The 20,342-nt window shown below is 44.2% G+C and carries 22 protein-coding genes and 2 pseudogenes; 21 read left to right on the top strand and 3 right to left on the bottom strand.

The genetic code is table 11. The annotated features are described in order from the left end of the window. Positions 1–105: 105 nt before the first annotated feature. From D8886_RS01425 to D8886_RS01405, 5 genes are all read left to right on the top strand, one after another. A complete protein-coding gene (locus tag D8886_RS01425; protein WP_125434005.1) occupies positions 106–1,002 on the top strand; it encodes a hypothetical protein in 897 nt (298 codons plus the stop codon). A 446-nt stretch (positions 1,003–1,448) separates the two neighbouring features. Further along, positions 1,449–2,147 carry a 2,3,4,5-tetrahydropyridine-2,6-dicarboxylate N-acetyltransferase gene (dapD, locus tag D8886_RS01420; RefSeq protein WP_125434004.1) on the top strand — a complete coding sequence of 233 codons (699 nt, stop codon included), beginning with the start codon at positions 1,449–1,451 and terminating at the stop codon, positions 2,145–2,147. Positions 2,148–2,223: 76 nt separating this feature from the next. Beyond that, positions 2,224–3,357: an N-acetyldiaminopimelate deacetylase gene (locus D8886_RS01415; RefSeq protein ID WP_125434003.1), complete on the top strand. Its 1,134-nt coding sequence runs from the start codon at positions 2,224–2,226 to the stop codon at positions 3,355–3,357. Positions 3,358–3,377: 20 nt separating this feature from the next. Further along, complete coding sequence (locus D8886_RS01410; protein WP_125434002.1) at positions 3,378–3,914, top strand: 5-formyltetrahydrofolate cyclo-ligase; 537 nt, start codon at positions 3,378–3,380, stop codon at positions 3,912–3,914. Beyond that, on the top strand, positions 3,898–4,581 hold the full coding sequence (locus D8886_RS01405; RefSeq protein ID WP_002908584.1) for a rhomboid family protein: 684 nt from the start codon (positions 3,898–3,900) through the stop codon (positions 4,579–4,581). The genes D8886_RS01410 and D8886_RS01405 overlap by 17 nt, the downstream gene beginning before the upstream one ends. A gap of 97 nt (positions 4,582–4,678) precedes the next feature. Here the strand turns inward: D8886_RS01405 and galU are convergent, their stop codons facing one another. Then, positions 4,679–5,584, bottom strand: a complete 906-nt coding sequence (galU, locus tag D8886_RS01400) for a UTP--glucose-1-phosphate uridylyltransferase GalU (RefSeq protein ID WP_002911531.1) — start codon at positions 5,582–5,584, stop codon at positions 4,679–4,681. A gap of 16 nt (positions 5,585–5,600) precedes the next feature. Next, the gene (locus tag D8886_RS01395) at positions 5,601–6,623 is read right to left on the bottom strand and encodes an NAD(P)H-dependent glycerol-3-phosphate dehydrogenase (protein ID WP_125347085.1); all 1,023 of its coding nucleotides are present in this window, start codon (positions 6,621–6,623) and stop codon (positions 5,601–5,603) included. Positions 6,624–6,783: 160 nt separating this feature from the next. On the opposite strand from D8886_RS01395, the gene D8886_RS01390 reads away from it, so the two are divergent. The 16 genes and pseudogenes from D8886_RS01390 to D8886_RS01320 all read left to right on the top strand — a co-directional run bounded on the left by D8886_RS01390 (position 6,784) and on the right by D8886_RS01320 (position 19,549). After that, on the top strand, positions 6,784–8,490 hold the full coding sequence (locus D8886_RS01390) for an ABC transporter ATP-binding protein (RefSeq protein ID WP_185761218.1): 1,707 nt from the start codon (positions 6,784–6,786) through the stop codon (positions 8,488–8,490). Position 8,491: 1 nt separating this feature from the next. Beyond that, a pseudogene (locus tag D8886_RS11920) lies at positions 8,492–8,630 on the top strand (ABC transporter ATP-binding protein); the annotation flags it as partial. Next, a pseudogene (locus D8886_RS11915) lies at positions 8,606–9,337 on the top strand (ABC transporter permease); the annotation flags it as partial. The pseudogenes D8886_RS11920 and D8886_RS11915, both read left to right, overlap by 25 nt. 135 nt (positions 9,338–9,472) lie before the next feature. Continuing rightward, the gene (locus D8886_RS11910; protein WP_373083181.1) at positions 9,473–10,261 is read left to right on the top strand and encodes an ABC transporter ATP-binding protein; all 789 of its coding nucleotides are present in this window, start codon (positions 9,473–9,475) and stop codon (positions 10,259–10,261) included. A 181-nt stretch (positions 10,262–10,442) separates the two neighbouring features. Then, positions 10,443–11,132 (top strand): gamma-glutamyl-gamma-aminobutyrate hydrolase family protein, encoded by a 690-nt coding sequence (locus D8886_RS01380; protein WP_002907876.1) that lies wholly within the window; start codon positions 10,443–10,445, stop codon positions 11,130–11,132. A 266-nt stretch (positions 11,133–11,398) separates the two neighbouring features. Beyond that, positions 11,399–11,848 carry an 8-oxo-dGTP diphosphatase gene (locus tag D8886_RS01370; protein WP_125433999.1) on the top strand — a complete coding sequence of 150 codons (450 nt, stop codon included), beginning with the start codon at positions 11,399–11,401 and terminating at the stop codon, positions 11,846–11,848. 85 nt (positions 11,849–11,933) lie between these two features. Then, positions 11,934–12,377, top strand: a complete 444-nt coding sequence (locus D8886_RS01365) for a dUTP diphosphatase (RefSeq protein ID WP_125433998.1) — start codon at positions 11,934–11,936, stop codon at positions 12,375–12,377. Positions 12,378–12,386: 9 nt separating this feature from the next. Then, positions 12,387–12,842, top strand: a complete 456-nt coding sequence (locus D8886_RS01360; protein ID WP_125433997.1) for an isochorismatase family protein — start codon at positions 12,387–12,389, stop codon at positions 12,840–12,842. Positions 12,843–12,860: 18 nt separating this feature from the next. Continuing rightward, positions 12,861–13,376: a histidine phosphatase family protein gene (locus D8886_RS01355; protein ID WP_125433996.1), complete on the top strand. Its 516-nt coding sequence runs from the start codon at positions 12,861–12,863 to the stop codon at positions 13,374–13,376. Positions 13,377–13,388: 12 nt separating this feature from the next. After that, positions 13,389–14,750 carry a DNA repair protein RadA gene (gene radA, locus D8886_RS01350; protein WP_125433995.1) on the top strand — a complete coding sequence of 454 codons (1,362 nt, stop codon included), beginning with the start codon at positions 13,389–13,391 and terminating at the stop codon, positions 14,748–14,750. A gap of 118 nt (positions 14,751–14,868) precedes the next feature. Continuing rightward, complete coding sequence (locus D8886_RS01345) at positions 14,869–15,585, top strand: TIGR00266 family protein (RefSeq protein ID WP_125433994.1); 717 nt, start codon at positions 14,869–14,871, stop codon at positions 15,583–15,585. 113 nt (positions 15,586–15,698) lie between these two features. Continuing rightward, a complete protein-coding gene (locus tag D8886_RS01340) occupies positions 15,699–16,394 on the top strand; it encodes a TIGR00266 family protein (RefSeq protein WP_002920350.1) in 696 nt (231 codons plus the stop codon). A gap of 289 nt (positions 16,395–16,683) precedes the next feature. Next, entirely contained in the window at positions 16,684–17,169 is a 486-nt protein-coding gene (locus tag D8886_RS01335; RefSeq protein ID WP_125433993.1) for a GNAT family N-acetyltransferase, read from the top strand. Positions 17,170–17,332: 163 nt separating this feature from the next. Then, the gene (locus tag D8886_RS01330) at positions 17,333–17,830 is read left to right on the top strand and encodes a beta-class carbonic anhydrase (RefSeq protein ID WP_002928140.1); all 498 of its coding nucleotides are present in this window, start codon (positions 17,333–17,335) and stop codon (positions 17,828–17,830) included. Between the two features lie 97 nt (positions 17,831–17,927). After that, positions 17,928–18,794, top strand: coding sequence for an ABC transporter permease (locus tag D8886_RS01325; RefSeq protein WP_002908605.1), 867 nt, complete (start codon positions 17,928–17,930; stop codon positions 18,792–18,794). Continuing rightward, complete coding sequence (locus D8886_RS01320) at positions 18,791–19,549, top strand: ABC transporter ATP-binding protein (protein ID WP_002905458.1); 759 nt, start codon at positions 18,791–18,793, stop codon at positions 19,547–19,549. Before D8886_RS01325 ends, D8886_RS01320 begins: the two co-directional genes overlap by 4 nt. A gap of 196 nt (positions 19,550–19,745) precedes the next feature. Here the strand turns inward: D8886_RS01320 and D8886_RS01315 are convergent. Continuing rightward, on the bottom strand, positions 19,746–20,342 hold a 597-nt coding region (locus D8886_RS01315), incomplete at its 5' end, for a M protein trans-acting positive regulator PRD domain-containing protein (protein WP_312023301.1).

Raw genomic sequence — 20,342 nt, 5'->3', positions numbered from 1 at the left:
AGATAGTATTTGTCAGATTAAGAAAAAGTGGACAGACGGTATTCTTTGTTTTGAAAAAATAATTGCTAGAAAAAATAGGAATTTGGTTTATTTAAGGAGAAGAGCATGGGAAGAGGACGAAAAGTTCAACGGGAGTGGTCAAAGAAGCCAGGATTAAACAAGCAAGCAACTAGTGTGTTCTCTGATAACAGTCCTCAAGGGGAAGTCTTTGAGGCTACAGCTAAAGAAAAACAGCAAAAAAAGTTGGCTGAGAATCGAAAATCTAAACTTATATCAAGTTTAGGTCAGTCTAGATACGCCTCTTTGTTAGTAGTTTCTACAGGTCTAGTGCTAATTACTTGTTTTGCAATCCTTGTATCATATACGTGGCCAAGGTCTAAGCAAGCACGAAATCAATCATCGCTAGCCTCAACTAGCACAGTTCAGAATGAATCAGAAAACAAGATAAAGCAGCTGACTGAGGCAGATTCTGATCTTGTTGACGAGAATCGACAAATAGACTTTCAAATAGAAGATATACTCCAGATGGTAAAAACGATGAAAGAACCTAATGTATTTCCACAGGATATTGTCGCGAAGTATGGAAAAGCCAGTTCTGGTAGTATAGATAATCGCGTGAAAGGCAGCCAACTAGTAGATTTGACATATAAATTAATAGGAGAAAAAGGAGCTATTACCTTAAGGTTTAGGGATATTGAAGGTCGAACAGAGCTCTCAACGGTATACGTTAGACTATTCCGTGATGCTTGGGGACCAGTTACGAAATCGGTCGATGATTACCGAACCCTTATTCCTCAAGATAAGCAAGAAGGAGTGGAAGTAAAACAGGCCATAGCAGAACTGGGTATGCCTAAAACTATTTATGCTTCTAAACCAGTTAAGTGGCAAGTTGATTCACTTTTTCTTGAATATTCAACCACGGACAATATGACAGTTTCTTTGTTTTTTGACGAAGTGAATGGGCTTTACCGTCTGAAAAGTATGATGACAAGCACGGTCTGAGAAAATAGACTAGAAACGGCAGAATCTTCTTTAAAAATCAAGAGGCTGGCGAAAATAGAACTAAAAAAATCCTGATGAGAGTATCAGAAAGGCATTGGGGAAGTGAAAGTCTAAGGAATAGATGGAACCAATCGCAATGGGTCTTATCACAATCGGGTATCTGGGAAGTCCTAAAACATTTGGAGCTTCCAAATACATATTGCAAAGTGGACATTAATCTGAGTCTATGTTAGATAGAATCTACTGTCATTTGGAATTTGAGGAGGATAAAGATAGGAGACTTTATTTGAAAAATATCCAATCCTCTGAATAGGGAATAATAATATCGTCCTAAGAAAGTGCAAACTAAACACCGGAATTGTGTTATAATAGATAAATATTAGATGGCTAGGAGAGAGTGTATCTTTCTCTAAATGAAGAAATAAAAAGAACAAAGAGGTAAAGCTATGTCTGCTACTAAAATGAACGCTCAAGAAATTATCAAATTTATCGCTGAAGCTAAGAAAAAAACTCCTGTCAAGGTGACCTTTGATGGAGAATTGCATGGAACAATCCCTTGGTCTGTTGTGAAGTTAGGCAATGTTCTTTTTGGAGACTGGGAAGAAATTAAGCCACTTCTAGCGAACTTAGAGGAAAATAAGACTTATGTCGTAGAGCAGGATGCCCGCAATTCAGCGGTGCCGCTTTTGGATAAGCGTGACATCAATGCCCGCATTGAGCCAGGTGCTATTATCCGTGACCAAGTCGAAATCGGCGATAATGCTGTCATCATGATGGGAGCGGTCATCAATATCGGTGCGGAAATTGGTGCTGGGACCATGATTGATATGGGTGCTATTCTGGGCGGTCGAGCTATTGTCGGCAAAAACAGCCACGTCGGTGCTGGTGCGGTTCTGGCAGGAGTTATTGAGCCAGCTAGTGCTGAGCCAGTTCGGGTTGGCGATAACGTGCTGATTGGTGCCAATGCGGTTGTGATTGAAGGAGTACAAATTGGCAGTGGTTCCGTTGTTGCAGCTGGTGCGATTGTGACCCAGGATGTTCCGGAAAACGTAGTGGTTGCTGGCGTTCCGGCACGAGTTATCAAGACCATTGACGAGAAGACCCAGCAGAAGACCGCTCTGGAAGATGCACTGCGTACTCTTTAAAAATAACATAAATTTGAATTGATTGGGTGTGGCCCAAAACTTTGACAGGTCTTACAAGATTTTAAAGGAAAGAAAAATGCTTGATTATCTGAACATTCGCCGTGATTTGCACCAGATACCAGAAATCGGTCTGGAAGAATACAAGACCCATGCCTACCTGATGCAGGTCATTGATGGACTGACAGCAGGTCTAGATTTTGTGGAAATCCGAACTTGGCGGACGGGTATTTTAGTCTTTATCAAGGGAAGTTCACCGGATAAGACGATTGGCTGGCGGACGGATATCGATGGTCTTCCAATTGTGGAGGATACAGGACTGGACTTTGCCAGTACCCATGCAGGTCGGATGCATGCCTGTGGACACGATATGCATATGACGGTGGCTCTTGGCCTACTGGAGAAAGCTGTGAGCGATCAGCCTACCCACAATCTGCTCTTTCTCTTTCAGCCTGCTGAGGAAAATGAAGCTGGCGGTATGCTCATGTATGAAGATGGTGCCTTTGGCGACTGGCTGCCAGATGAATTTTACGGACTTCATGTGCGACCGGACCTTAAAGTTGGTGATATTGCCACTAATAGAGGAACGCTCTTTGCTGGCACCTGTGAAGTCAAGCTGACTTTTAAGGGTAAGGGGGGCCATGCGGCCTTTCCTCATGAAGCCAATGATGCTTTGGTGGCGGCTAGCTACTTTATCACCCAGGTGCAGACCATTGTCAGCCGCAATGTCGATCCTATCGAGGGAGCGGTTGTGACCTTTGGTTCGCTCCATGCTGGCACGACCAACAATGTCATAGCAGAAACGGCCTTTTTGCATGGCACCATTCGGACTCTGACTCAGGAGATGAACCTCTTGACCCAGAAGCGCTTACGGGAAATAGCAGAGGGTCTAGCCCAAAGTTTCGGTCTGGAATTGGACTTGGAACTCAAGCAAGGAGGTTATCTGCCTGTAGAAAATCATCCTGGTCTGGCAGACGAATTGATGGACTTTTTCCAGAAGGAAGAAGGAGTGCAGCTGATTGATATTGAGCCGGCTATGACAGGTGAGGATTTCGGTTATCTGCTCAGCAAGGTCAAGGGCGTCATGTTCTGGCTGGGAGTGGATAGTCCCTATGCCCTCCATCATCCCAAGATGACACCGGACGAGGCAGCACTGCCCTTTGCTATTGAAAAAATTGGGAAATTCCTAGATTATAAAATCAACGAAAGATAAGAAAAAGGTGGACGAGCTGCATGAAAAAAGAGCTGAGACAAACTGTACTGAACCAGATGAAGAAACTGACAGGANAAGAAAAAGAGCAGGCAGATAGCTGGCTGACCCAGCACTTGCTCAGTTCAGCAGCTTATCAAAAAGCTCAGGTTATCGCTACCTATCTTTCTATGCCGCATGAAGTCTCTACCGCAGTCTTTATCAAGCAGGCTCAGTTGGACGGCAAGCGGGTTTTAGTGCCCAAAACCTATGGTCAGGGTCGGATGATATTTGTGGATTATGATGAAAGCCGCCTGCAAAAAAGCTCTTTTGGACTTATGGAGCCGATAAGTGAGGAGGCTGTGGACAAGACAGAAATTGATTTGATTCATGTGCCGGGCGTGGTCTTCAATTCTCAAGGCTTTCGGATTGGTTACGGCGGCGGCTACTATGACCGTTATCTGGTTGATTTTGCTGGAGCGTCTATCAGCAGCATCTATAGTTTTCAACAGTCTGATTTTGAGCCCGATTATCACGATATAGCAGTAAAGGAAGTGTTGACTTATGAACTACATCTATGATAAAAAATATCCTGTAACCAGTATTTTGCTAATTCTGACAACGCTTGTCTTTGTTGGGATGCTTATTTTACGTGGCTTTTCTTATGCTGAAGCACAAACGGTCTTTGAATTTGGAGCAGTGTATTCTCCAACTATTATTATGAATCCCATTCAGATATGGCGACTCTTTTCTGCTATCTTTGTGCATATTGGCTTGGAGCACTTTGTGGTAAATGTCATTACTCTTTATTTTATTGGACGGCAGGCAGAAGACATTTTTGGTTCGCGAAATTTCTTTCTGCTCTATATGATGTCTGGCCTAATGGGAAATATCTTTGTCTTCTTTTTCAGTCCGGATGCTCTATCAGCAGGAGCTTCAACCGCCTTGTTTGGACTTTTTGCCTCTATCGTGACCCTGCAATATGTCGTTCGCGACAGCTACATTCAGCAGCTGGGGCAGTCTTATATGACCTTGATTGTGGTCAATATCATCTTTAGTTTCATGCCTAGTATCAGCCTGGCTGGGCATTTGGGAGGTTTGATTGGTGGCATACTCTGTGCGGTCATTCTCCCTATCAAAGGCTCAAGCAATGCTTTTAAACCTGCTCAGCGCTGGCTAGTCTTGTTAGGCTATCTAGCCTTGGCTGCCCTTCTAATTTTTCTAGGCTTTCATCATTCCTTGATTTGACAAGTGTGTATAAATAACTAACGATATATAAAAAAGAGGTTGAAAACCTCTTTTTTATAGCTAAAATTTTATTTTCAACGTTAGTTGTTTGAAGCCATTATTTTTTCTCTTGTTTTTTCTCTAATGTATGACCCAAGTCAATGATATACTGCTTCAAGGAGTCTTTGACCTGCGGATGCTTGAGGGCGTAGTCGATAGAAGTCTTCATAAAGCCGAACTTGTCACCGACATCATAGCGATCGCCCTTGAATTCGCGAGCGAACACGCGCTGCGTCTTGTTGAGAGTATCAATCGCATCTGTCAGCTGAATCTCATTTCCAGCACCTGGCGCTTGCTTTTCCAAGATTTCAAAAATTTCTGGTGTCAGCAGGTAGCGGCCGATAATAGCCAAATCACTTGGTGCATCCTCAGGCTTTGGCTTTTCGACAAAAGTTTCCACGCTGTAGAGACCTTTGACACCTTCACCTTGAGGGGCAATCACACCATAAGAAGAAACTTCATCATGAGGGACCTGCATGACAGCGATGGTAGAAGCATGAGTAGCTTCGTAGTCATCAATCAATTGCTTGGTCAGTGGCACAGCCTTATCATTGGTGATGTCCATGAGATCATCGCCCAGCATGACAACGAAAGGCTCGTTTCCTACGAAAGCCTTGGCCTGAAGGACAGCATCTCCCAGTCCGCGTGGATGGCTCTGACGGATGAAGTGCAGACCGATACCAGTGGTTTCATCGACCAATTTGAGCAAGTCGTCTTTACCCTTTTCTTTGAGGTTGTATTCTAATTCAAAGTTGGAGTCAAAGTGGTCTTCGATGGAGCGTTTTGACTTGCCTGTAACAACTAGAATATCTTCAATTCCAGATTTGAGAGCTTCCTCAACGATAAACTGGATGGTTGGCTTGTCGACAATCGGCAACATTTCCTTGGCCAGAGCTTTAGTGGCTGGCAGGAAGCGGGTTCCTAAACCAGCTGCAGGGATGACGGCTTTCTTAACTTTTGACATAATTATTTCCTTTCTATTAGAACGAAGTCCATTCGTTCTCAGCCTTGAATTCATTGTTCATAATTTCATAAATGGCATCTTTGATATTACAATTTTGATAAATAACCTTGTAGATAGCTTGGGTAATCGGCATATAAACATCCAGCTCTTGGGCCAGTTCATAGGCGGCCTTAGTGGTAGAAATTCCTTCGATAACCATGCCCATGTTGGCTTCAATATCAGCTAATTTCTCGCCACGTCCTAGAGCATTGCCGGCCCGCCAGTTGCGGGAGTGGACAGAGGTCCCTGTGACAATCAGGTCACCGACACCAGATAAGCCGCTGTAAGTCAGAGGGTTGGCTCCTAACTTGACACCTAGACGCGTGATTTCGGCCAGACCGCGTGTGATAATAGCTGCCTTGGCGTTATCACCATAGCCTAGTCCGTGGAGAGCACCAGCTCCGACTGCGATGATGTTTTTCAGAGCTCCTGCAGTCTCGACTCCGATGACATCGGTATTGGTATAGAGGCGGAAGTAGTGATTGCTGAAGAGCTCCTGCACATACTTAGCTGTTTCCAGATCCTTAGAAGCAGCGGTAATTAGGGTAATATCGCGTACAATGGTTTCCTCAGCATGGCTGGGACCTGAGACAACGACAATCTCGCTGCGTAGCTCTGCAGGGATTTCTTCTTCCAGGATAGTTGAAATCCGTTCGTGGGTATTGGGCTCCAGTCCCTTGGAGGCGTGCATGATTTTCACCTTGTGGTCCAGAGCTTGAGCTACTTGTTCGGCTACCAGACGGGTTACCTTGGTCGGCACAACAAAAAGCACAGCATCCGCATCTTTTAAAGCTTCTTCTAGGTCATGATAGGCCTTGATCTTTTCGTCCAGTACAATGTCTTTGAAATAGCGTTTATTGGTGTGCTCGTCGTTGATTTCGTTGATTTGCTCAGCGATATTTCCCCAAATACGAACCTCATGTCCGTTGTCATTTAACACTTGTGATAAGGCTGTTCCCCAAGAACCAGGACCAATCACAGCAACTCGTTGTTTATCCATATCTTCTCCTTATGATGAAATTCCGAGTCTGAATTTAAATCAGTTTTAGAGTTCTATATCTCATTTTACCATATAATATAAGAAATTTCTTGCTTGACATTGTTTTTATCTGTGATATAGTAAGGAAACTAAGTCAAATATGAAAAAAGTAGGAGGAAGCATGTTTTTTAAAAGTCTATTACGGTATAAATGGTATGCCCTGAGTTCGCTTTTGATGACCTCGCTGATGATTGCCAGCTCTCTTTTACTGCCCTGGTTTTTAAAGCACATCTTAGATGCTCTGCAGGAGCAAAATAGCCAGACCATCTACAGTATGGGCGGTTGGCTAATTGGCATCGGTTTTGTCGGGCTAGTAGCAGGAGGGATTAATGTGACCTTGGCAGCTTACATTGCCCAGGCTGTCTCATCAGATCTCCGTGAAGAGACTTTCCGCAAGATTCAGACCTTTTCTTATGCCAATATCGAGGAATTCAACGCTGGTAATCTAGTCGTGCGGATGACGAATGACATCAATCAGATTCAAAATGTAACTATGATGCTCTTTCAAATTCTTCTTCGATTGCCCATCCTTTTTATCGGATCAGTCATCTTGGCCATTGTGACCATGCCCTCTCTTTGGTGGATTATCTTCTTGCTGATTGTGCTCATAGCTGGTCTAACGGCTGTCATGATGGGGATGATGGGTCCTCGTTTTAAGAAATTCCAAACTCTTTTGGATAAGATTAATGCCATTGCCAAGGAAAATCTTCGTGGTGTGCGAGTGGTCAAGTCCTTCGTTCGGGAGGAAGACCAGTTTCATAAGTTCAGTCAGGTGTCTGATGAACTTTTATCAGAGAATCTCTATATTGGCTATGCATTTTCAATCATTGAGCCAATGATGATGTTGGTCGGCTACAGCTCTGTTTACTTGGCTATCTGGACTCTATCTGGCATGATTCAGGCGGAGCCAGGGCTGGTCAGCTCTATCGCTTCTTTTATCGGTTATCTGAGCCAGATTATTTTCACTATCATTATGGTTGGTTTTTTGGGAAACGGCGTGACGAGGGGGATCATTTCTATCCGTCGGATCAAGGAAGTATTGGCGACGGAGCCAGCTATGACTTTCCCAGACTCACCTGATGAAGAACTAGAAGGCAGCCTCAGCTTTGAGCATGTGACTTTTTCCTATCCCAATGATGACGAGCCAATGCTAAAGGATATCAGCTTTGAGGTTGAGCCGGGGCAAATGATTGGCGTTGTCGGTGCGACAGGGGCTGGTAAGTCTACCTTGGCCCAGCTGATTCCCCGTCTTTTTGACCCGCAGGAAGGCTCTGTCAAGATTGGCGGCCGGGATCTGCGAAAGCTTAGTCAGGGAACTCTTCGTAAAAATGTTTCCATCGTGCTGCAGCGGGCGATTCTATTTAGCGGGACCATTGCGGACAATCTTCGACAGGGCAAGCTTAATGCTTCACTGCCTGAGATGGAGCGGGCGGCTCGTATTGCCCAAGCCAGTGAATTTATCAGCCGTATGGAAGAAAGTTTTGACAGTGCAGTGGAGGAACGTGGCAGCAACTTCTCTGGCGGTCAGAAGCAGCGGATGTCCATTGCTAGAGGTGTTGTCAACAATCCTAATATTTTGATTTTAGATGATTCGACTTCAGCCTTGGATGCCAAGTCAGAAAAGCTGGTTCAAGAAGCCTTGAACAAAGATCTGCAAGGAACGACGACGATTATCATTGCTCAAAAGATTAGCTCCGTTGTTCATGCAGATAAGATTCTGGTCTTGGATCAGGGTCGGCTGATTGGCCAAGGGACGCATGCGGAATTGGTCGCCACTAACGATGTCTACCGCGAAATTTACGAAACTCAGAAAGGAAAGGAGGACTAAGATGCGGACGATTGCATTTTTTTGGCAATATTTTAAGCGTTACAAATTATCCTTTGTCATTGTCCTTTTGATGATGGTAACAGCGACTGTTTTTCAGGTCCTTTTTCCGGTTTATGTCGGTCAGGCTGTCCAGCATTTGGTTGAGTTAGGCCGGGCTTTTGCTGAGAAGGGTGAGACTGATCAGATTCTGTCAACTTTTGGCAGCGTCATGGGCAGTGTATTGGTGTCCTTTGTCTGCCTGTCTGTTTCCAGCCTGATTTACATGCTTTTGATGACCCGAGTTATTGCCCATTCGACCAATGAGATGCGCAAGGGCTTGTTTGGCAAGCTATCCAAGATGACAGTTGCTTTCTTTGACCGCCATCAGGACGGCGACATTTTATCGCGCTTTACCAGTGACTTGGACAATATCCTGCAAGCTCTAAACGAGAGTATGATCCAGGTTATGAGCAATGCCTTACTCTATCTGGGCCTCGTGATTATCATGTTTGTCCAAAATGCTAGATTGGCCTGGATAACGGTAGCCAGCACACCGGTTGCTTTTCTTCTTCTAGTGGTCATTGTCAGGCTGGCCAGAAAGTACACCAATCTTCAGCAAAAAGAAGTCGGCCGCCTCAATGCTTATATGGACGAGACCATTTCCGGTCAGAAGGCTGTTATCGTTCAGGGAATGCAGGAGAAGGTCATCAAAGGGTTCATTGAGCAGAATGACCGAGTACGCTCAGCAACTTTTAAAGGCCGGACCTTTTCAGGCCTTCTCTTCCCTATCATGAACGGGATGAATTTGATTAATACAGCTATTGTTATTTTTGTTGGTTCGGCTGTCTTACTGAGCGATCCCAATGTCGAAACGGCTGTTGCAGTCGGCCTGATTACTACTTTTACTCAGTTTTCTCAGCAGTATTATCAGCCCATCATCCAGATTGCAGCCAGCTGGGGCAGTTTGCAGTTGGCCTTTACAGGGGCTGACCGGATTCAGGAGATGTTTGATGCACCAGAGGAAGTCCGGCCAGAGAATGCACCTGCTTTCACAGAGCTTACAGACTCCGTGGAGATCAAGCATGTGGACTTCTCTTATGTAGAAGGCAAGCCTATTCTCAAAGACGTATCTATTTTAGCTCCTAAGGGCAAGATGACAGCTGTTGTTGGCCCTACTGGATCAGGTAAGACGACCATTATGAACCTGCTCAATCGCTTTTATGATGTGGATAATGGCAGCATTGAGTTTGACGGTCACGATATTCGAGATTATGAGTTGGACAGTCTGCGGAGCCATGTGGGGATTGTTCTGCAGGATTCGGTGCTCTTTAGTGGCACGATTCGGGACAATATCCGCTTCGGTGTGCCGGATGCTAGTCAGGAGATGGTAGAAACGGCTGCGCGTGCGACTCATATTCATGACTATATTGAAAGTCTTCCGGAAAAATATGATACCCTGGTAGATGATGATCAGAATATTTTCTCAACGGGACAGAAACAGCTGATTTCCATTGCTAGAACCCTGCTGACAGATCCCCAAGTCTTGATTTTGGACGAAGCGACTTCCAATGTCGATACGGTGACGGAGAGCAAGATTCAGCAAGCCATGGAAGCCGTTGTGGCTGGCCGGACTAGCTTTGTCATTGCTCACCGCCTCAAGACGATTCTCAATGCTGACCAGATTATCGTCCTCAAAGACGGAGAGGTCATCGAACAGGGCAATCATCACCAACTCCTTAAACTTGGCGGCTTCTACTCAGAACTCTATCATAACCAGTTTGTGTTTGAGTAGGAAACTGAAATGAATTTTTAGACTCTCTTTTGTGTTTATAGCGCATTTGAGAGTTTTTTATTTGAGAGATATGCAGAGTCTTTGATAAAAAATTTTTATGAGCAGCTTAAAAAAAATCTATTGGACGACTGAGAAAAGGCGTGGTAAGATATACTATATCAAAATAAGGGGGAATCACGGTATGTGCAGAACAATTGTTGGAATTTCAGCCAATCTTTGTCCAGTAGATGAAGCTGGAAAGAATATTCACACCTCTGTTTCACGCAAGTTTGTGGACGGCGTACGAATGGTTGGTGGCCTGCCGATGGTGATTCCTGTTGGGGATAAAAGTTTAGTCCAGGATTACGTAGAAACCATTGACAAGCTGATTTTGTCAGGCGGGCAAAATGTTCACCCGCAGTTTTATGGGGAAGAAAAGACCATCGATAGTGACGACTACAATATTGTTCGCGATGAGTTTGAGTTGGCGCTCTTGAAAGAAGCCCTGCGCCAAAACAAACCAGTTATGGCTATTTGCCGCGGTTTGCAGTTGGTAAATGTTGCTTTTGGCGGCACTCTCAATCAGCACATTGATAATCACTGGCAGGGCTTGCCATTTGGTACTTCGCACTCCATTCGCACGGAGAAAGACAGCGTTGTGGAGCGTTTGTTTGGTCAGGCTAGCCAGATTAATTCGGTTCATCGCCAAAGCATCAAGGACTTGGCACCTAATTTCCGCGCGACAGCTTTTGATCCAAGAGACAATACCATCGAAGCGATTGAATCGGTTGACAATCATCGTATCATCGGTCTTCAATGGCATCCGGAGTTTTTAATAAACGAAGAAAAAGGCAATTTGGAGCTGTTTCAGTACCTCTTGCAAGAGCTGTAAAAAAATAATTTCATTTTTTTAAGTTACTTTTAGGAAAATTTAAGATAAGTGTTCTATACTAAGACCATAAACAAAGACCTCCTAACTTTGTTTAGAAATCCTAAAACTTTTCTTTTTCATAATAATCTCCCTATAAGAACCGCCCAATTGGCGGTTTTTTTGCTGGAAAGGCTGAGAAATCTAGATTTTCATCAATTTGATGTCTTTTATGTTATAATGAGTCACAAGTAGGCCGAGCGAATCGGTCGATAGATGGAGGAGCAGAGATGTCAAGAGCGGAGCGAGTTATTTTAACAAATATGTGTATGGTTTATGATGAGGACCGCATTTTAGTACAAAATAAAGTAAATGATGATTGGACCGGCCTTTGCTTTCCAGGCGGCCATGTTGAACATCGGGAGTCCTTTGTTAAGTCAGTGATTCGTGAAGTCAAAGAGGAAACGGGACTGACCATATACGAGCCTCGCTTGTGTGGTGTCAAGCAGTTTTATACTGAAAAAGATGAGCGCTATATCGTTTTTCTTTACAAAACCAATCGTTTTGAAGGAGAGCTGGTCTCGTCCGACGAAGGAGAAGTGTTCTGGATTAAACGCGAAGATCTTGATCACCACTCGCTGGCCTTGAGCTTTAAAGAAATGTATCAAGTTTTCACATCAGATTTGACGGAGCAGTTTACCTATCTGGATAATGGAGAGATCATCAGAGATCTATACTAGGGAGAACCGCCCAATTGGCGGTTTTTTTGCTTGTTCTTTGCGAATTTAGTATAATAGGGACAGCAAAAATAGAAAAGAGAAATGCATGAAAATTCGCGGATTCGAGCTGGTGTCCAGCTTTACAAATGAAGATTTGCTGCCTAAGAGAGAGACGGCTCACGCAGCTGGCTACGATTTGAAAGTGGCAGAGCGCACCCCTATTGCGCCAGGGGAGATTAAGCTGGTTCCGACTGGTGTCAAGGCCTATATGCAGCCGGGTGAGGTGCTTTATCTTTACGACCGCTCATCCAATCCTCGTAAAAAAGGCTTGGTCTTGATTAACTCCGTTGGGGTCATTGACGGCGACTACTATGGCAATTCTGGAAACGAAGGCCATATCTTTGCCCAGATGAAAAACATCACGGATCAGGAGGTCGTGCTAGAAGAGGGAGACCGAATTGTGCAGGCTGTTTTTGCACCATTTTTGATTGCCGACGGAGATGAGGCAGACGGAGTGCGAACAGGCGGATTTGGGTCGACAGGGAAATAGAGGAATAAAATAGCAGACTATTTATTAGTTGTAGACATGCAGTCAGATTATGTTGCTGTAGGAAAAGCATATCATGAAGAACTGACTGCAGCTGTAAATGACAAAATTGCTACCTATCCCAGCGACCGAGTTATCTATATTCTCAATCGTTTTTTCTGGGAGAGAAAAGATAGAAAGAAGAAATTTGCGACCGGCTTGATGGTTGTATCTTCTCGTATTTTTGAGAAGCGTCGGACTTCTTGCTTTACTAATCCAGATTTAAAAGATTTTTTAGAGGGAAACGGTGCTAAAAGCATAGAGTTTATAGGGGTAGATGGCAATGGCTGTGTCAGGGCTTCCGTTTTGGCTGCTGTCAAGGAGAATTATCAGGTTTCTGTCGATTTGTCTGCTGTCGGAGTTGCCAACCAGAAGAAATTCTCTAAAACACTGAAGCAGTGGCAAGATTGCGGAATCAAGATTGGATAGTTTTATGGGGATCTTAATATGAAAATTATTTTTATCCGTCATGGAGAGCCAGATTATTCACTTTTGGAAGAGGCTGGCTATACTGGCTTTGGACTAGATTTGGCTCCCTTGTCGGCTACTGGTCGTCGGATGGCGACAGAGGCCGCTGCTAATCCTTTGCTGGAACAGGCGGAAATTCTGATTTCCTCTTCTGTGACGCGGGCTTTGGAGACAGCCTCCTATCTGATTCGAGACCGCCAACTGCCGCTTTTTGTGGAGCCTTTGCTGCATGAATGGCAGGTATATGAGAGTGGGACAGAAAAGTTTGAGCAGGCTCGGAAGTTATTTTTTGAAAATCATGGTTGTCTTCCTGCAAGAAGTCCTGTCCAGTATGAAATGGCTGAGCAGATGAAAGACCGATTTTTCCGTGCCTTAAGCAAATACAGAGACTACGATACGGTGGCTCTTGTAGCCCATCGCATGCTCATCCGTCAGTTTGTGCCAGATGAAACTATTGATTTCTGCCAGTTTATTGAATGTGAATTAGAAATATAAAGGAGATATCTCATCGCTAAGAAAAAAACGACCTTTGTCTGTCAAAATTGTGAATACCATTCTCCCAAGTATCTAGGCCGCTGTCCCAACTGCGGCTCTTGGTCTTCTTTTGTTGAGGAAGTAGAGGTTGCAGAAGTCAAGCATGCCCGCGTTTCCTTGACAGGCGAAAAGACTCGACCCATGAAGTTGGCTGAGGTCACTTCAATTGATGTCAACCGGACCAAGACAGAAATGGACGAGTTCAATCGTGTGCTGGGTGGTGGCGTAGTGCCTGGCAGTTTGGTTCTAATTGGCGGGGATCCTGGTATCGGGAAGTCCACCCTGCTTCTGCAGGTATCCACCCAGCTTTCTCATCAGGGCACAGTCCTTTATGTCAGCGGGGAGGAATCAGCTGAGCAGATTAAGCTTCGGGCGGAACGGCTCGGTGATATTGACAGTGAGTTTTATCTCTACGCCGAGACCAATATGCAAAATATCCGTGCAGAGATTGAGAAAATCAAGCCAGATTTTCTGATTATCGACTCCATTCAGACGGTGATGTCACCGGAAATTTCCAGTGTTCAAGGGTCTGTTTCTCAGGTCCGAGAGGTGACGGCTGAGCTCATGCAGCTGGCCAAGACCAATAATATCGCGACCTTTATCGTTGGTCACATGACCAAGGAAGGAACCTTAGCTGGTCCTCGAACTTTGGAGCACATGGTGGATACCGTGCTTTATTTTGAGGGCGAACGTCAGCACACTTTCCGTATCTTGAGAGCAGTCAAGAACCGCTTTGGCTCAACCAATGAGATTGGCATTTTTGAGATGCAATCTGGCGGGTTAGTTGAGGTTGTCAATCCCAGTGAAGTCTTTCTGGAAGAACGTCTGGACGGCGCGACAGGCTCTTCTATCGTCGTGACTATGGAAGGAACGCGGCCGATTTTGGCAGAGGTGCAGGCTTTGGTGACACCGACCATGTTTGGCAATGCCAAGCGAACCACGACTGGTCTGGACTTTAACCGAGCCAGCCTCATCATGGCAGTTCTGGAAAAGAGAGCAGGACTCCTCCTGCAAAATCAAGATGCCTATCTCAAATCAGCTGGCGGTGTCAAGCTAGATGAACCAGCCATTGATTTGGCGGTAGCGGTAGCCATTGCTTCCAGCTACAAGGATCTGCCTACCAATCCTCAGGAGTGCTTTATCGGTGAAATTGGCCTGACTGGTGAAATCCGTCGGGTTAATCGCATCGAGCAGCGCATCAACGAAGCAGCAAAGCTGGGCTTCACCAAAGTCTACGCTCCTAAAAACTCTCTGAACGGTCTCAAAGTTCCAGACAATATCCAAGTCATCGGTGTGACGACGATTGGGGAAGTCTTAAAGAAAGTATTTTCTTGATTAAAGTAGTATTGCGAAAAGTTATTGCGCGTGCTATAATATTGCTAGAAAAAATTAGGATTTGTCTGGAAAGCTCCTATAAGTTGTTTTTCCAGATTTTTTAGGAGGATAATCAACCATGGTAGATCATCGTATGAATGTTTCTATTACCAATAATGCTCAATTTCCCTTGGCGGAGATTGCCTTAGATGTATCAGAGTCTGTTCGTATTCAGACTGGGAGCATGATATACCACACTCCCAACGTTGTCCTGAATGCCAAAGTGAATGCAGAGTCTCAATCAATCTTTGGCAAGACAATCCAAGCTGTAGGCCGTTCTATGGCTTCTGGCGAAGGAGTGTTCATCACTGAAGCAACTGCCCAATCAAATAACGGTCGTCTAGCCTTAGCACCTAATGTACCTGGTCAGATTGTTGCTCTGGAGTTAGGAGAAAAGCAGTACCGCCTGAATGATGGGGCTTTTCTGGCTATGGATGGTTCTGCCTCTTATACTTTGGAGAGGCAGTCGGTAGGTCGAGCTCTCTTTGGTGGCCAAGGAGGCTTTTATGTGATGAGTACCCAAGGTCAGGGGACACTCTTGGTAAATTCCTTTGGCTCGATTCAAAAGGTCGAGCTGCATAATGATAGGATAACGATTGACAATGCCCACGTAGTAGCATGGAGTCGAGAGCTGGAATATGATATTCATTTAGAAAATGGTTTCTGGCAGTCCATGGGGACTGGCGAAGGAGTAGTCAATACCTTTCATGGAACTGGAGAAATTTACATCCAAAGTCTCAATATTGAAACCTTTGCAAATGTTCTTCGCCCACACCTGAATATTGACAATTCTTGAAAAATTTCAGAAGAGACTGGAGGGTCTCTTATTTTTTGGATCCTTCAGTTTTCCTTTGTTCAAAATGTAGGAAAATGTTATAATCAAGTCATAATAAGAAGGAGGCATTTCTTATGCGATTTTCTATGGACAGTAATATGCAGTTTCCTTTGGTTGAGTTGTCGCTCAATCAAGGAGAAACCGTCTTTATCCAGCGTGGCAGCATGGTCTACCACACGCCGAATGTGACCCTGAATACCCAGCTCAATGCAAGCGGTTCTGGCTTGGGACGTTTTGTCAAGGCTGTGGGGCGTTCGATGGTTTCTGGCGAAAGTACCTTTATTACCCAAGCGGTTGCCCAGTCTGACAATGGTTACCTTGCTTTGGCACCAGATTCTCCTGGTCAAGTCATTCCTCTTCAGCTAGGTGAAAAGCAATATCGCCTAAATGATGGTGCTTTCTTGGCCCTTGATGGTACGGCTTACTATACCATGGAGCGCCAGTCTGTTGGGAAAGCACTATTCGGCGGCCAAGGCGGTCTCTTCGTCATGACAACCCAAGGCCAGGGCACTCTTTTGGCCAATGCTTTTGGATCTATTAAAAAAATTGAGCTTCATAACCAAGAAGTGACAATTGACAATGCCCATGTAGTAGCTTGGAGCCAATCTTTGAACTATAACATCCATCTGGAAAATGGCTTCTGGCAGTCTATCGGAACAGGTGAAGGAGTGGTCAACACCTTCCAAGGTACTGGTGAAGTCTATGTTCAAAGTCTCAATCTTCAAACCTTTGCAGGCTCACTCAGCAAGTTTATTCCAAGAAGCTCATAAGAAATAAAACTAGGACAGAAGATTAGGCTAAATGCTGGATTTATCTGTCCTAGTTTTTTATAACAAAGCGGACAGCTGACAAATAGCAGAAAAGATGGTAAGATAATATAAAATTATTTGAATATCAAAGTACCAGTAAGGGGAAAGAATGTCATATTTTGAAAATTTTATGAAGGCCAATCAACCCTTGAAAAGTTAATGCTGCCTTTATAATGTGGCTGTTCGCATCATCGGACACGAACTTGTTCGTTGAATCTTTGGCGGGCTAAAGAAAGGTTAGGAGAATAAAGTGACAATTACTATAAAACTTTACCAGAAATCGTATAAAGAGGCTGTTTTAGAATTATCAATTCAGGCTTGGTCTCCAGTTTTTCCAAAAATGGAAACAGGAGTTCCTAAGTTTGTTTATGACAATTTTTATCCTCAAGGGTGGGAAACAAGGCAAATCAATGACCTAACAGCGGTCTTAGATGAAGAGAGTCAGTTTGTCTGGTTAGCTTTTCTGGAGGAAGAATTAGCTGGTTGGACTCACATTCGCTTGCACCCTGAGGATAAGATGGGTGAGATTTATATCCTGGCTGTTGCTCCAAGATATCAGCGTCAAGGTATCGGAAAGGCGCTCATGACCTATGCTTGTGATCAGATTAAACAAAAAGGAATGGAAATGGTCATGGTTGAGACGGGTGGTGATCTAGGTCATGCACCGGCTCGTAAAACCTATGAGAACTTTGGTTTTGAACAATGGCCAGTTGCTCGCTACTTTAAGAAGTTATAACTCACGGCTCTTTGTCAACTGTAGCGGGTGATAAAAGCTAGCACAGAGAGCAGTTCATATAAGTTCTCTCTTTTTTGAAGTTAGGGAAGTTCTAAAGCCAAAACCTAGTATGATAAGGTTAATTCGTTTGAACATCAAACAATATAATTAGTCAGGAGTCAAAATGTCATATTTTGAAAACTTTATGAAGGCCAATCAAGCTTATGTCGATCTGCATGGAACGGCACATCTGCCGATCAAGCCCAAGACCAAGGTAGCCATCGTGACCTGCATGGACTCTAGGCTCCACGTGGCTCAGGCTCTAGGACTGGCACTAGGAGACGCCCATATCTTGCGCAATGCCGGCGGTCGGGTAACAGAGGACATGATTCGCTCGCTGGTTATTTCGCAGCAGCAGCTAGGAACGCGGGAAATCGTAGTTTTACATCATACAGACTGCGGGGCACAGACCTTCAAGAATGAGGATTTTACGGCCTATCTTCATAAAGAACTAGGCGTCGATGTCAGCAATCAGGACTTTTTGCCCTTTACAGATGTAGAGGAAAGTGTGCGCGAGGACATGGCCTTGCTGCGACAGTCACCGCTGATTCCAGCTGATGTAGAAATATCTGGAGCGGTTTATGATGTAGATACTGGTCGGATGACAGTTGTTGAGGAATAGTTAGGAAGTCAATTTCTTTGTCTGCGAATCGGCATTGAAATTGGCTCCTTTTTTATGTTAAAATAGAGAAACGATTTTAATTAGTTAGGACAATGTTATGATTCTTTCCATTATTTCTCAGGGACTGGTTTGGGCCGTCCTAGGTCTAGGTATTTTTATGACCTTCCGGATTCTGGGCTTTCCTGATATGACGACAGAAGGCTCCTTCCCCTTGGGCGGGGCGGTGGCTGTTACCTTGATTACCAAAGGAGTCAATCCTTTTCTGGCAACAGCAGCAGCTGTTTTAGCGGGCTGTGCAGCGGGTGCAGTGACAGGCCTGCTTTATACCAAGGGGAAAATTCCGACTCTGCTTTCTGGGATTTTGGTCATGACCTCCTGCCACTCTATCATGCTGATGTTAATGGGTCGTGCCAATCTAGGGCTTTTAGGCAGCAGTAAGATTCAGGATGTTCTACCATTTTCAGGGGAAGTCAATGACCTGCTGACTGGTTTAATTTTTGTCAGCTTAGTGATTGTGGCCCTGCTCTTTTTCTTGGATACCAAGCTAGGGCAGGCCTATATCGCGACCGGAGATAATCCGGATATGGCTCGCAGTTTTGGTATTAATACTGGCCGTATGGAGTTGATGGGATTGATTCTGTCAAATGGCTTGATTGCTCTGGCTGGGGCGCTGATTGCCCAGCAGGAAGGCTATGCGGATGTTTCCCGTGGGATTGGAGTAATCGTTGTCGGTCTGGCCAGTCTTATCATCGGCGAGGTGCTCTTCCAGAGTCTGACCTTGGCAGAGCGTCTGATTACCATTGTAGTTGGTGCGATTGCCTATCAGTTCTTGATCTGGGGCGTTATTGCTCTCGGGTTTAATACCAACTATCTCCGTCTCTATAGTGCGGTGATTCTGGCCGTCTGTCTCATGATTCCAACCCTGAAAAATAAATTCTTTAAAGGAGCCAAGTTAAGCAAATGACAGCGATTGTAGAATTAAGAAATGCAACCAAGCTTGTAAAGAGCGGCTTTGATGAAGAAAAAATCATCCTAAATGATGTTTCTTTAGACATTCACGAGCATGATTTTATTACGATTTTAGGCGGAAACGGTGCAGGAAAGTCAACCCTGTTCAATGTCATTGCCGGCACTCTCCCTTTAACCAGCGGCAGCATTCATATCTTGGGTGAAAATGTCACTCATTTTTCACCAGAAAAGCGGGCTAAGTATCTGTCCCGTGTCTTTCAGGATCCTAAGATGGGAACGGCTCCGCGGATGACAGTAGCGGAAAATCTTCTCATCGCCAAATTCCGAGGCGAAAAGCGTGGCTTGGTGCCCCGTGGGCTCAACAGTTACAGGGAAGAGTTTCAGGCGACGATTGAGAAAATCGGCAATGGTCTGGACAAGCATCTGGATACACCGATTGAATTTCTTTCTGGCGGGCAAAGACAGGCTTTGAGTCTGCTCATGGCAACGCTCAAGCGACCAGAGCTTTTGCTTCTGGATGAGCATACTGCAGCTCTGGATCCCAAGACCAGTGTAGCCTTGATGGAGCTGACCAATGAGTTTGTCAATCGTGACCGCCTCACAGCTCTCATGATTACCCATCACATGGAGGATGCCCTCAAATACGGTAACCGACTAATCGTTATGAAAGACGGGCAGATTATTCAGGACTTAAACAAAGACGAGAAAGCCAAGATGACCATTGCAGATTACTATGGCTTGTTTGAATAGGCTTGCTCAGAGTTTTGTAAAAACAAGAGAAAGAATATGTACTAAATAATGTACGGCTCCCACAAAGTTAGACAATTAATGATCAAAAGTCTCTAGTTCTCTGTTAAATAGGACTATGTCCTTTTTCTTCAAATCGCCCTAATAGATGAATAAAAACCGCTTGATTGCGGTTTTTTTGTTATCAAAATAGTCTAAATCACTCATCTAAGCGAATAAACATCATTGCGTTAAGTAAGGAGATGAGTGCGACCGTATTAATATTATTGGAATATATCAGTCTCTTATTCTCAATGGGTGGAATAATAAAATTAGAAATGATGATATCGTAAGGTGATTCTTTTAAAGAATCGATTGATAGTTCTAATTTATTCCAAACCTCAAGTTCAAAATTGTTGCTGCAATAATAAGAAAGGGTCTCTGCTACTGATTTTGCATGATACTGATCAAAATTACTCATGACTAAAACTTTTAATTTAGGCTGATTTTGTAAAAGATTCAGCACTAAATGTTTGCTGTGAGTGATAAAAGTATAGGATAGATGGTTAACTTTCATTGGTGTGCTAGGGATATCCAAAGTCTCTAGATAATGTTCAATTCCTTTTTTAATATCTGAAACAAATTGAGGGAAAATATTTTGAAAGTTCTTGATTGTATTGCCTTTTTGATCAAACAGAATAAACTCTGTAGATAGTTCCTGGCGATGCAGATGTGCTGTATTATGCAAATGCCAAATAAGATTGTCATTATTGTCTATTTTTAGATTATATTTGCTTTCTATCTGATCAATTAAATC

The sequence above is a fragment of the Streptococcus sanguinis genome, from assembly GCF_003943655.1.
GTDB classification, from domain to species: domain Bacteria; phylum Bacillota; class Bacilli; order Lactobacillales; family Streptococcaceae; genus Streptococcus; species Streptococcus sanguinis_F.
This window is presented reverse-complemented; position numbering and strand designations above follow the sequence as displayed.